Annotated in this window: 12 protein-coding genes; 6 read left to right on the top strand and 6 right to left on the bottom strand. The window is 58.2% G+C overall.

All coding sequences use genetic code 11. The features are described from left to right. Positions 1 to 12 precede the first annotated feature (12 nt). Complete coding sequence (locus ASD02_RS26265; protein ID WP_057210170.1) at positions 13 to 756, top strand: NYN domain-containing protein; 744 nt, start codon at positions 13 to 15, stop codon at positions 754 to 756. A gap of 252 nt (positions 757 to 1,008) precedes the next feature. On the opposite strand, the gene ASD02_RS26260 is transcribed toward ASD02_RS26265, so the two are convergent. The 4 genes from ASD02_RS26260 to dctP all read right to left on the bottom strand — a co-directional run bounded on the left by ASD02_RS26260 (position 1,009) and on the right by dctP (position 4,348). Further along, the gene (locus ASD02_RS26260) at positions 1,009 to 1,461 is read right to left on the bottom strand and encodes a type II 3-dehydroquinate dehydratase (protein ID WP_057210168.1); all 453 of its coding nucleotides are present in this window, start codon (positions 1,459 to 1,461) and stop codon (positions 1,009 to 1,011) included. A 14-nt stretch (positions 1,462 to 1,475) separates the two neighbouring features. Then, positions 1,476 to 2,777 (bottom strand): TRAP transporter large permease, encoded by a 1,302-nt coding sequence (locus tag ASD02_RS26255; protein WP_057213425.1) that lies wholly within the window; start codon positions 2,775 to 2,777, stop codon positions 1,476 to 1,478. After that, positions 2,774 to 3,292 carry a TRAP transporter small permease subunit gene (locus ASD02_RS26250; RefSeq protein ID WP_057213422.1) on the bottom strand — a complete coding sequence of 173 codons (519 nt, stop codon included), beginning with the start codon at positions 3,290 to 3,292 and terminating at the stop codon, positions 2,774 to 2,776. The genes ASD02_RS26255 and ASD02_RS26250 overlap by 4 nt, the downstream gene beginning before the upstream one ends. 69 nt (positions 3,293 to 3,361) lie before the next feature. Then, positions 3,362 to 4,348, bottom strand: coding sequence for a TRAP transporter substrate-binding protein DctP (gene dctP / locus ASD02_RS26245; RefSeq protein ID WP_057210162.1), 987 nt, complete (start codon positions 4,346 to 4,348; stop codon positions 3,362 to 3,364). Between the two features lie 224 nt (positions 4,349 to 4,572). Between dctP and ASD02_RS26240 the strand changes: the two genes are divergently transcribed. Next, positions 4,573 to 5,244, top strand: coding sequence for a GntR family transcriptional regulator (locus tag ASD02_RS26240; RefSeq protein ID WP_057210161.1), 672 nt, complete (start codon positions 4,573 to 4,575; stop codon positions 5,242 to 5,244). 22 nt (positions 5,245 to 5,266) lie between these two features. Then, entirely contained in the window at positions 5,267 to 5,911 is a 645-nt protein-coding gene (locus tag ASD02_RS26235; protein WP_057213419.1) for a TetR family transcriptional regulator, read from the top strand. Between the two features lie 763 nt (positions 5,912 to 6,674). Here the strand turns inward: ASD02_RS26235 and ASD02_RS26230 are convergent. Continuing rightward, positions 6,675 to 7,340 carry an AraC family transcriptional regulator gene (locus ASD02_RS26230; RefSeq protein ID WP_244494294.1) on the bottom strand — a complete coding sequence of 222 codons (666 nt, stop codon included), beginning with the start codon at positions 7,338 to 7,340 and terminating at the stop codon, positions 6,675 to 6,677. Between ASD02_RS26230 and ASD02_RS26225 the strand changes: the two genes are divergently transcribed. Genes ASD02_RS26225 through ASD02_RS26215 form a run of 3 tightly spaced genes read left to right on the top strand, consistent with a single transcriptional unit; the run spans position 7,255 to position 10,798 of the window. Further along, on the top strand, positions 7,255 to 9,129 hold the full coding sequence (locus tag ASD02_RS26225) for a TonB-dependent siderophore receptor (RefSeq protein ID WP_347376840.1): 1,875 nt from the start codon (positions 7,255 to 7,257) through the stop codon (positions 9,127 to 9,129). The two genes, ASD02_RS26230 and ASD02_RS26225, sit on opposite strands and share 86 nt — an antisense overlap. Further along, positions 9,095 to 9,508 (top strand): hypothetical protein, encoded by a 414-nt coding sequence (locus tag ASD02_RS26220; protein WP_057213409.1) that lies wholly within the window; start codon positions 9,095 to 9,097, stop codon positions 9,506 to 9,508. The genes ASD02_RS26225 and ASD02_RS26220 overlap by 35 nt, the downstream gene beginning before the upstream one ends. 30 nt (positions 9,509 to 9,538) lie before the next feature. Further along, entirely contained in the window at positions 9,539 to 10,798 is a 1,260-nt protein-coding gene (locus tag ASD02_RS26215) for a PHB depolymerase family esterase (RefSeq protein ID WP_057220902.1), read from the top strand. Between the two features lie 158 nt (positions 10,799 to 10,956). Here the strand turns inward: ASD02_RS26215 and ASD02_RS37490 are convergent, their stop codons facing one another. Further along, entirely contained in the window at positions 10,957 to 11,112 is a 156-nt protein-coding gene (locus tag ASD02_RS37490) for a CsbD family protein (RefSeq protein ID WP_082555651.1), read from the bottom strand. Between the last annotated feature and the right edge of the window lie 892 nt (positions 11,113 to 12,004).

Here is a 12,004-nt window from a genome sequence, read left to right as displayed (position 1 = left end):
AAGGAGAGTTCAATGTCTGGTGAAGCACGGTCTCCTCGTCTCGCCGTCCTGATCGATGCCGACAATGCTTCGGCTAAAATTGCCGATGGCCTGTTTGAGGAAATCGCCAAGATCGGAGAGGCCAGCGTCAGGCGCATCTACGGAGATTTCGCCAGTGGACGATCGAAAGCATGGATCGAAGTGCTGTCGCGTCACGCAATCATACCGCAGCAGCAGTTTGCGTATACCACCGGAAAGAACGCGTCTGATATCACCCTCGTGATCGACGCAATGGATCTGTTGCACAGCGGTCGCTTCGATGGCTTCTGTCTGGTCTCGTCCGATAGTGATTTCACACGTCTGGCGTCGCGGATCCGCGAGCAAGGCACCGATGTTTTCGGCTTCGGCGAGCAAAAGACGCCGGAAAGCTTCCGTCAGGCATGCCGCAGATTCATTTACACGGAAAACCTCCTACCGATCGTCGCGTCAAATGGTGCGGAATCGGCTCAGACGCCCACTCCGCTTCAGCAGCCGAAGGCCGCGACCCCCATCATCAAGAAGGTCATCTCCCAGATGGAAAGCGAAGACGGATGGGTCCCGCTTGGGTCCATCGGCACGCAATTGGCGAACCTGGCATCGGACTTCGATCCGCGAACCTACGGCTTTCGCAAGCTCAGCGATCTCGTGCGCAAGACAAACGCCTTCGATATCGAGCAAATGGAAGGCAAGCCGCTACGGATCCGCGTTAAACAACAAGCATCTAAAAAAAAGGCCTGAGTCCCCGCCATTCGAACTCCCGGAAGGTGTCGCCCTGTGCGTGACCGCCAAATGCGAGCCCCTTGCTAAGATCGCCTCTTGCCGAAGCCTGCTCGCAAGCTGGAGCATAGTGTAGCTGTCGTCGATAATCGTGTTTAGCCGCGCTTACAATCTCTGGACTCTCATCGTCGACATAGGCTGCAATGATCTTTCGACGCGGATCGATAGCACAGCTCTGTGTGTCGGGAGTGGCGCAAGACATTGCGAGCACCATCAGACCTTGTTTTGCTCAATGAGCGCTTCAATGGCATGAACCGCTGTGGGATAGCCTGTAGCCCCCAGACCCGCTATTACCGCAGTAGCACGCATCGAGACGTAGGAGCGGTGATAGATCGGTTCACGCCTGTGAACATTGCTGATGTGAAATTCGATGATCGGGCCTGGAAACATCTTTAACGCATCCAGCAAAGCAAGCGATGTGAACGTGAACGCGGCTGGATTGATGATGATGCCTGCAGCGTCCTCATCGATCGCTTCGTGCACCCATTCGATAAGCCGTTCCTCGCTGTTCGTCTGGCGAAATTCCACCGGCCGCTTTCCAGCCGCCTGCTTGCACCACGTTTCGATTTCGCCGAGTGTCGTGTAGCCGTAAATCTCCGGCTCGCGTTTTCCAAGCCGGTTGAGGTTTGGTCCGTTGAGAATGAAGAGGGGTTTGGGGTCTGTCATGATCGCTTTACCTGTTACCCCTGGTAGCCCGTGAGGCGCGGCAACCAGAGTACGAGGTCGGGAAAGAAGGTGATGAGCGCCAGGCAGAGCACCATCCAGCCAAGAAACGGCAACGCGTCGCGAATGATGTCGCGCACCGGCGCACCGGAAATGTTGGTCATGATAAAAAGCAACAGCCCGTAGGGTGGCGTAACCAGCCCCAACATGATGTTGACGACCACCATGACCCCGAAATGCACCATATCTATACCAAGCGCTTGCGCGGTCGGGATGAATACGGGAACGATAATCAGCAGGATTGCTGTCCCCTCCAGCACGCAGCCTAGCAGGAGCAGAAGGACGTTGACGAGGATCAGGAAGCCAATTGGTGACAGATCCCAACCCGTCAAAAGCACACGCAGTGTCTCCGGGATGTTCTCGATCGTGACAACGTAGTTGAAGACCAGCGAGCCGGCGATCAGCATGCCGATCGATGCTGTTGTCTTGGAGCTGGTCTTCAATGCGTCGTAGAAGGCCACCAAGGAAATACTGCGATAGATCACGACGGAAATGGCCAGCGCGTAGGCCGCCGCAAGAGCTGCAGCCTCAGTCGGTGTCGTGATGCCGGAATAGATGCAGCCAAGCAGAACAACCGGCATCATGAGCGCCGGAAGCGCCTGCCAGGTGATCTTCGGGATCTTGCGAAGCGGTACGGGGTCCTCCACCGGAAAGTTCTTGCGCCGCGCGGTGATTGCAACCTGCACCATCTGCAGAAGTGCCATCAACAGTCCAGGGATCATGCCGCCGATAAAGAGATAGCCGATCGATGCGTCCGAAACGAGCGCGTAGATTACCATTGGAATGGAAGGAGGAATGATCGGGCCGATGACGGAGGTCACCGCCGTTAGCGCGGCGGCATAGCTTGGCGTATAACGCCCGTCTCGGGTCATCATGTTTTGCATCATGCGCCCGCTGCCCGCCGCATCCGCGATCGCAGAGCCGGACATGCCCGCAAATACGATGCTCTGCACCACGTTCACCTGCGCAAGGCCGCCGCGGAACCGACCAACGAGAACATTACAGAAGTTGAGAAGCCGCTCCGTCATCGAGCCGATGTTCATGAATTCGGCAGCGAGCACAAACAGCGGCACTGCAAGAATGATATAGTTGGAATACATGCCGTTCAGAAATTGCTCGGCCACCGTTCCCATATCGGCTCCGACAAGAAACAGGTACAGGATCGAACCAACGATCATCGACAGCCCTATCGGCAAGCCCAAAAAGGCAAGAGCCGTGATGAGGACAATGGTAAGCGAAAAAGGACTGGTGAAATTCATACGCCGGAGCTCGCTTTCGTGGGATCGAAAGCGTCCGGCGCCTTGCCGAAGGCTGCCTGCCATGCAAGCCAGATGTAGCGCACGATCATTGCTACCGCAAAGACGACGTAGATCGAGTAGAGATAGTCGAAGCGGATCTTGAGATAGGCTGTCTTCTCGACCTTCATGAACATGACGTAGTCTATGACGGCCGGCAGCGAGACGCCGAAGGCGACGACAAGAGCCACGGCAAAAATCAGCGTCATGATGCGGCGGGCACGGTCGGACGCGCTGGCCCAGAAGAAATCGAACCGGATCTCTTCACTCTCGCCGATCACGAAAGCGGACCCGAAGAGCACAATCCAGATCCAGAGAGCAACGCTGACTTCGTGCGTCCAGCCAATGGAGAGATTGAGGACATAGCGGAACAGGATCTGCAACAGAAACACGACGAACATGCCCAACAGCATGAGGGCCAGAATGTTTTCAGCACGCCGGCGCAGCCACCGGCCAAAGGCAAGCAGTCTCTCGGACACGAAATTCCTCCTCACCTCACCCAATCGGCCGGGTCGAACCCGGCCGACATCTTCTTGTCGCTGATACGACTACAGGGCTGCTATCTTCTCGAGGATGCCTTCGGGCCACGATTTTGCGAGATCAGAGGAGAGATACTTCTCCTGTGCATGCTTCCGGAATGCGGCAATGTCCGGTTCATAGATTTTGAGGCCGGCTGCCTTGAACTCGTCGACCAGAGCCTTTTCCTGCGCCAGGTGCTGTTCCTGGCTCCAGGCCATCGCCCTATCCGCCGCCGCCTGGAACGCTGTCTGCTGTTCCGGCGACATGTCGGCCCACACCTTGCTGGATACAGTCAGCAGATCGTAACCGATCAGATGCGAGGTCAGCACGATCTGCGACATCACTTCATAGAACTTCATGTTCTTGACGTTCGGAAGCGGATTGTCCTGTCCGTCGATCGCGCCGGTCTGCAGACCGGTATAGACTTCGGCATAGGCCATAGGGGTCGGATTTGCGCCGAGCGCAGCCCCCAGGAACTGCCAGGCGTCGCCACCCGGCATCCGAAGCTTGATACCGGCCATGTCGGCAGGTGTTGCAATCTTCTTTTCCGGTTTAAGTCCCACCTGACGTGCACCGAAATAGGTCGGACCCAGAATATGCACGCCGAGCTGATCTTCCGCCATTTTCTTGAATTCCGCGCCGGTATCGCTGTCGAAGAACGCCTTGAGATGGGCGGCATCGCGGAACAGATAGGCTGAGGTCAGCACCGACCATTCGGGAATCTGGTTTGAGATATCCTGTGGGGCGATATTGCCCATCTGCAGGTTGCCGCGCTGGAGAGCTACCAGTTCCGTGCCCTGCTTGAAGAGCGTTCCGCCATAAAACGGCTCCAGCGTGAAGCTGTCCTTGATGGCATCCTTGAAGGATTTCATCATCTCGGCGCGGATGTCCTGCTCGGAGAACACCGCCGAAAACTTCAGCACGGGTTTGTCCTGTGCAAATGCTGGGAAAGCAAAAGCCGCGGTCGCCGCCGCGGAAACGCCAAGAAAGCGGCGTCGGTCGATTTCAAAAACCATTGATTTTCCTCCCGTTAGCCGACCGTCGAGTGGCCGGTCTCTTTCCCACTTTCACTCTTCCCTCCTCGGAAGAGCACCTGTTCATGCACGGACCAGTTAGTTAAAAAAGGCGCGGACAAGCGGCCAGCTATAGCCGGAGTTTCTGATGTTCAATATCTCATGTCAAATAATTTTTATCATAGCTTTTTCATTTCATAGGATATAATTCGAGCAAGGGAGGAAACATGATCGTCCAAAATATACCATCGGAAACTGCGAGCGAGATGGCGTTTCGCCAAATCCGGAGCGATATCATCGCGGGCACATTATCTCCGCGTCAGAAGCTGAAACTCGACGACCTACGTGATCGATACTCAGTAAGCATCTCCACCCTCAGAGAAACCTTATCGCGGCTTGCCACCGAAAACCTTGTGATTGCCGAAGGGCAGCGCGGCTTCCATGTCGCACCGGTTTCCGCGAAGGAGCTGCGGGATCTCGGTGACATGCGCCTTCTGCTCGAGAGTCATGCTCTTGCTCTGTCTCTCGCCGCGGGTGACCTTGAATGGGAAGCGCGCGTTGTGGCAGCCAGACACAAGCTTGCCGCGGTGGAGCAGCGTTTGCTAACCGGCGACGTCGACCGAACGCCGGATTGGGTGCGCTACGACTGGGAGTTCCATCAGGCGCTCGCGTCGGCTTGCGGCTCTACGGTGCTGATGGAAACGCTGGCAACGACGTTCGATCGATTTCTACGCTACCACTTGCTTGCGCGCAGCTTCCGGGGGAAACCGGTTGCGGACGATCATCGCAAACTCTTCGACCTTGCCATGGCCCGCGACGTGGAAGGCGCAAGGTCTATGCTGCGCCAACACGTGGAGCACGGCATCGATCACGTGCTACGCACGGGTCGGTTTGACTGAATGCTTCAACGGAGACGGGAGATTGGAAAAGCGAGAACAGGTATCGCGCAAAAATGACCCCGAAAGAACGCGAGAGAACATTCTGGCCGTCGCGACGGAGGAATTCGCCGCTCATGGGTTAGCAGGCGCCCGGGTCGACGCGATCGCGGAGCGAACGCGCACATCCAAGCGCATGATCTACTACTATTTCATCAGCAAGGAAGACCTCTATCTCGCTGTCCTTGAGAAGGCCTACCGCAAGATCCGCTCACGCGAGGCCGATCTCCAGCTTACCGAAATGCAGCCAGTCGCGGCGCTGCGGACGCTGATCTCAAACACCTTCGACTACGACGAAAACCATCCGGACTTCGTCAGACTGGTGAGCGGCGAGAACATTCTCCTGGCCGCGCACATGCGTCGCTCCACCGAGATTGCCGACCTCAACGTCTCGATCATTCGAACGCTGACGGACATTCTGGAGCGCGGCAAAGCGGATGGAAGTTTTCAGCGTGAGATCGACGCAATCGATCTGCATTTGCTGATCAGCGCCTTCTGCTTCTTCCGGGTCTCCAACGCCCATACCTTCAGTACGATTTTCCAGCGCAATCTTTCGGAAACTTCCACGTACGAACGGCATAAGAAAATGATAGCGGACGCTGTGATCACTTACCTGCGTCTAGCAATATAAATTATCGCTCTCGAACGGATTCGAACCAGCTTCTATTGCTCTATCGCTAATTAAGCGAATGCGTTAATTAACAAAAATGCCGTTTCGCTTATTAAGACGTAGTGCTGTTTAACTTCAGCACAACAATCGACTTGGGAAGCCATGGTCAACAAAGACCCCAACACCAACGGGCGACTAGGTCGCTTCGTGGAAACCGCCCTAGATGGCGAACTAGACAGGCGTTTGTGCCGCCTCTTTTCCCTCCGGTTCCGCCCATCGCGATTACTGGCTTGCTCACTCGTCTTAGAGCGGCCGATGAGCCCTAACAAGGCAAGGCTGACATTCGACAAATCGGGCGGGACCTGAAAGTTGGCTATGTTCTTTAGGTTCAATCCAACGCCAAGGCCCGCGCATTCGCGTATACGCGCGGCTTGTGCAACTTCAGGGATCCGCGTCTGGTCGGAGCGCTGGGATCGGCCCGTCAAAGACTTGTTTGCTGTTCAGAGTGAGATCGCCGACCAGTGTTCGGCCAGTTCCAGCGAGAACGACCAGCGCAAGGTTCGGCAGTCAAGGCTTCATCATGACGACCATCGTATCGGCCGGATACCATCACCAGTGCGGGTATCGCCGCCATCACCATGACGAGGGGATAGCCGATCGCCAGAACGGAACGAGCGGCCGCCTTCCCATAACTAGGTAGCCAAACTCTCCGGTTGCGGGGCTGGCAGATGCGCGCAAGCACGGCAAGCCGGCCCGAGAGGTTCTTTTTCGATGATGATGTAAACTACACTGCTTGCGAAGACTTCGGCCAATGGCGGCTTTCGGACCGTCGCATCAGGTGACTTGGCGTGATGCCGAACTGCCGGCGGAAGGCCGTCGCGAAGTTGGCCGCGGAAGAATAGCCCGCAACAAGACTGGCCTCCAGGACAGTGGCTTCGCCGTTGCTCAAGGCCGCGAAGGCCTGTGCCAGTCTCAGTTTGCGCACATATTCGAGCACGCTCTGGTTCTCCGCGATTCGGAAAAGACGCTGCAGGCCGCTCGCGCTGATACCGGCGGCACGCGAGATCACTTCAACATTGAGCGGGTTGGCCCATCGCGCTGCGACGTAATTCTTGGCGCGATCGAGGCAAATGGCGTCCTGCCGCGTCAGAATCATGCCGGTCGGATCACGCCGGCTCGCCTGCAATGCCGCTGCCATCGTTTCTGCCACGAGTTCCACGGCGCGGCTTTCGAGATAGAGGTCGCGCATTGCGGGCAAAAGCGGTGGGGGCGCGAAGATCTGGCGAACGATCTCTATCAGGCGAGGAGTGACGGTCCAGCGATGTTCGAAGAGGTGTTCGCGGAGAAGCCTTTCGCCGCCCTTGGTGTCGGCGACTTCATCGAGCGCGTCGAGATGCAGCCATTCCGGCGTCGCTGGCAAAAGACGCGACGCGAAAGAGCGTGCACGCACGTTCGCTGCGCACGGCAAAGAGACCCTTTTTGCCTCGACATTTGCTGGCGTCATCGGTCTCGCGGCACCTGTGTTGGCACAGGATGCGGCCCCGGGAACCCGGCTCGCGGCGATCACCGTAACTGCTTCTAAGGACAACCCAAGGGGGCCGGACAATGGGATTGTCGCCAAGCGAAGCCTCAGCGCGTCAAAGACCGATACTTCTCTCCTCGAGACGCCACAGGCCATCAGCGTCGTCACGCGTGCCCAGATGGAGGAGCAAGGGGTGAACACCGTTTCGGAGGCGCTGCGATACACTCCGGGTGTGTTGACTGAGAGCAACGGCTACGACATCCGTTACGACTGGCTCTATATCCGCGGCTTCAACACCTACGGTACGATGTGGCTCGACGGACTGGTGCTTCCGGGCGACCCCAACAACTATGCCACTCCGGCCGTGAACCCCTACGCACTTGAGCGCATCGACGTCATCAAGGGGCCGGCGTCGGTTCTCTACGGCCGGGCGGTCCCAGGGGGGCTCGTCAACCAGGTCAGCAAGCGGCCGCAACCGGAGCGCCATAACGAGGTAGGCATCCAGACCTCGTCTTTCGGTGGCATCGAAGGGATGTTCGACTTCACAGGACCGGTCAGCGAAGGAAGCGACTGGACCTACAGGCTTACCGGACTCGGAAAGAACATGGGCAGCCAGATCGATCGAGAGCAAGAACGCCAGCTCATGCTTGCGCCGAGCCTGACCTGGGCACCGACCGACCAGACACAACTCACTCTTTATGGCTACTATCAGAAGGATCGCCCGAAGGACTTCAACCCTCGTTTCTACCCGGCGATCGGGACACTGATCGACAATTCATTCGGACAGATCCCACGGGAGCTCTATCTCGGCGATCCCAACGCCAGCATCTTTGAACGCGATTTCTATACGCTCGGATACGAATTTTCCCACGAGTTCAACGACACCTGGAGCGTGCGTCAGAACCTGCGCTACGGCCGCGCGAGCCAGAACATGTTCCTCGCCCTCGTCAACCCGGCCTTCGCCTATCGGCCCGACGGCCATACCCTCAATCGGGCTTCGGCAGTGTCGGATGATTGGCTGACAAGCTTCAACGTCGACACCCAACTGGAAGCCCGTTTCGATACCGGTGCCCTCGATCACACGGCTCTCTTCGGCATCGACGTCCTCCGGGCCGATTCGTCGACCAATTTCGGCAACGGCACTGTCGGAGTACCGCCCCTCGACTATCTCGACCCGGTCTACGGCACCGCACCGATACCAGTCCCGGCCATCCAGCGCTCTGGCCTGCAGAAGCAACGGCAGGTCGGCTTCTATGCCCAGGACCAGATCCGCTACGACAACTGGGTAGGGACGGTCGGCCTGCGCTACGATCTCTCGGACATTGATACCCAAAACCGCCTGGCTCCGGGTCGGCCGACCGTCTCCAACGATGATCGCGAAGTGACGTGGCGGGCCGGCCTCTCCTATCTCTTCGACAACGGTATCGCTCCCTACGTCAGCTATTCCACCGCCTTCTTGCCGGCCCTGGGTGCCAGCCGATCCGGAATGCCCTTTGAGGCACAACGGGCCGAACACTGCGACAGCGCGATCGCTTCCAACTCGGCTCTTATCCCAATGAGACCTCGCCGGGAGAGTTCGGCCAGATCGTCCTGGCCGGAACCGCGCTTCCTTCTAGCACCAGCTCTTGCAACAGACTGCGAGTACATCCATATACCATCCAGTTGGATGGCGAGTGGATGGCATGAAAGACAATTTCTTACGCGACAGAGGTGGTGAATCTGAGAAGATCACCATAAATCTCGGTTATGTCGATCTCGGTCGCATCGACGTTCTCGTGCAGGAAGGATGCTATTCCAATCGCAGCGATTTCATCCGAACAGCGATCCGCAACCAGCTCACGGCCGAGGCCGAGGCCGTCAAGCAGTCGATCGTTCGGCACAGGCTGGAACTGGGTTTGCGCGATTACAGCAGAGCGGAATTGGAATCGTTGAAGGCGGCCGGCGAAAGAGTTCACATCAGGGTGGTCGGGCTTGCCCGCATCGCGTCCGACGTCACACCAGAACTTGCTCTGGCAACAATTGAATCCATCACCGTGCTCGGCGCCCTCCAGGCCAGCACCGAGTTGAAATTAGCGCTGGCCGAACGCATCCGGTAAAACTGCGGCCCGACCAAGAAGGACAACGCCATGAATGACGATTTTGAAACGGCCATGCGCCGTGCGCTACGGTCCACGCGCGCCTTGAACGTCGCCGAGGCGACACGCGTGATCCAGGATGCGCTGGCCGGCCGATCGGTCTCCGATACTCGCATCTCGTCATCGGACATCACGCCACCGCGGCCAATTCAGCGTTCCGCCCCCTTCCCGGTCGATCCGGATGCCGAGATCATCGAGCCACCGACACGGTCTGATGCCGAAGAGCCCGCCCAAAAGGTTGGCAATGGCACCTCGTCGCCGAGGTTGCGGAAGCCCTTGCGAGAAACGGTACGGATTTTGAGCGAGAGTCGGCTGGCGCGGGGCGTCTTCGGATCGCTACACGACGTCGGCCTGCCGGGCACGGCAAGACAGGTCCGAGAACCCGTCATCTCGGATGGGGCACAGTTCTTGGCACGATCCTTCACCTGCCCCGCGGGTTCGCGAAGCTACAGGCTCTACGTTCCCGCGTCCGCACCCGATCGGCCGCGCGGCCTTGTCGTCATGCTCCATGGCTGTAAGCAGGATCCCGAAGATTTTGCTGCAGGAACGGACATGAACGCGGTTGCCGAGGCGCACGGTCTCATGGTCGCGTATCCCCGTCAAAGCGGTGCTGACAATGCGTCGTCCTGCTGGAATTGGTTCAGGCCCACCGACCAAATGCGCGACGGGGGAGAACCCTCGATCATTGCCGGAATCACCAAGGAGATCATGTCGGAATTCGGCCTCGATCGCAGCCGGGTCTTCGTGGCAGGCTTATCGGCAGGGGGAGCAATGGCGGCGGTCATGGGCGAGACCTATCCCGATCTCTATTCGGCCGCGGGGATCCATTCCGGCCTGGCCTACGGATCGGCCACCGACGTCATTTCAGCCTTCTCCGCGATGCGCGGCGACGGCGGTCTTGCATCCGATCCGAAGCGGCTCGCTAATGGTCACCGTCTCCGGACGATCGTCTTCCAGGGAGGTGCTGATCGGACGGTCCATCCCTCCAACGCCGATCGGATCGTCGCCGAGGCAGCGCCTACCGACGCGCGATGCGCGGTCCGTAAGGAATCCGGCCGCTCCGCGAGCGGGCGGATCTATACAAGAACCATCGTAGCAGATTCCGGTGGAAGCCCGGCGGTCGAATACTGGCTGGTAGAGGGCGCCGGTCATGCCTGGTCCGGCGGCAATCCCTCGGGAACGTATACGGACCCGCATGGTCCGGATGCCTCTTGTCAAATGGTGCGCTTCTTCCTCGATGGGAAGGAATGAAGGCACTCGGCCGCCGGAGGAATGCACACGTGCCGGCATGCTGGTCCGTCAGTCATAAGCGCTTGCGAGGACCAATGGTATGTTCCGTGCCCGCAACGGGCGGCAAGAGATACTGTTCGGCAGGCGCAAGAACAGGTTCGCACGGCAGCTTCAATGCTTTAAGCCTCGTCTACGGCAACTTTAACTGCGTCCTTTAGCTTTCCTTTGGCTTGCTGGGCACCGCGCCTTGCCTCTTGTGCCGCGCCTGCGGCTTGCTTGGCCTTACCACCGAGCTTATTGGCCTTGCCCCCAACTTTGTCCTTTGCACTGTCCATGCGGGTCTCCCGATTTGGAGGACGCGACTTGCGCCCCAGTTGTTCGAACGGGCGGCCCGGCAAGGCTCTGGCCTTCATTGCTCGTCGTAGGCGACCATATCAACGACAGCGTCTTGAGTGTCCGAGCCGGCGCGGCTCATCAAGTGAACTGATGAGGAAAAGGCGCTGAACGCCGCATTCTGACATTGCGGAACGAGGTCTACTCATTCCGACGGGTCGGCCTATTCCTTTCTGCCATGGCAATCCGAAGGCTTGACCACGGGCCCACGCCAGCGGCCCAACGCGACCCGCAGAATTCAAGGTGGAGCCACGCCGCACTTTATTGCCACACATCACTGTGGGGGCTGTAGTGCCACTGGCAGCATTCCACCCAATTCCAAACGTCTCACGCGAGTGTTTTCAGGTACACTTCACCTGACGGATTATTCCGCTCCTGGCTCTTCGGCTTGCGAACTGACGGGCATCCTGACCTCGAAAGTGGTTTTCTCGTTCAACGACGAGACTGTAACCGTTCCGCCGTGGGCTTTTGCGATCTCGGAAGCGATGTCCAGTCCAAGACCCAACCCCTGCTCGTGACGTCCCCCGGGGTCTTCGCCATGGAAGAAGGGTTGGAAGATCGGGCGGAATGGGAACGCAACCTTTTGAGACGGAAATAATCACGGATTCTTCGACCACTTGCGCAGATAGCTCAACGGGCTTGTCTTCCGCTCCATGAGACAGGGCGTTTCCGAGCAGATTGGAGACCAACTGTCCAACACGCCCGGCATCCACGAACAATGGCTCAGGCGGCAGATCGATCGCGACGTCGATGTGCTTTCCGCTAACGCTCGACAGTTCTGCGACTACCTGCTCCAGATAAAGACGAAGCTTGTCCTCCCTCCTCCGCGATATT

Source organism: Ensifer sp. Root1252 (genome assembly GCF_001425885.1).
GTDB lineage: Bacteria > Pseudomonadota > Alphaproteobacteria > Rhizobiales > Rhizobiaceae > Ensifer > Ensifer canadensis.
Note: the sequence above shows the minus strand (reverse complement) of the source record. Positions and strands in the feature narration are given on the sequence as shown.

Excerpts from the sequence above, each read along its gene's own strand:
- ASD02_RS26220 (WP_057213409.1), top strand. The coding sequence starts at position 9,095 with ATGAAAGACAATTTCTTACGCGACAGAGGTGGTGAATCTGAGAAGATC.
- ASD02_RS26215 (WP_057220902.1), top strand. The coding sequence starts at position 9,539 with ATGAATGACGATTTTGAAACGGCCATGCGCCGTGCGCTACGGTCCACG.
- ASD02_RS26265 (WP_057210170.1), top strand. The coding sequence starts at position 13 with ATGTCTGGTGAAGCACGGTCTCCTCGTCTCGCCGTCCTGATCGATGCC.
- ASD02_RS26260 (WP_057210168.1), bottom strand. The coding sequence starts at position 1,461 with ATGACAGACCCCAAACCCCTCTTCATTCTCAACGGACCAAACCTCAAC.
- ASD02_RS26240 (WP_057210161.1), top strand. The coding sequence starts at position 4,573 with ATGATCGTCCAAAATATACCATCGGAAACTGCGAGCGAGATGGCGTTT.
- ASD02_RS26255 (WP_057213425.1), bottom strand. The coding sequence starts at position 2,777 with ATGAATTTCACCAGTCCTTTTTCGCTTACCATTGTCCTCATCACGGCT.
- dctP (WP_057210162.1), bottom strand. The coding sequence starts at position 4,348 with ATGGTTTTTGAAATCGACCGACGCCGCTTTCTTGGCGTTTCCGCGGCG.
- ASD02_RS37490 (WP_082555651.1), bottom strand. The coding sequence starts at position 11,112 with ATGGACAGTGCAAAGGACAAAGTTGGGGGCAAGGCCAATAAGCTCGGT.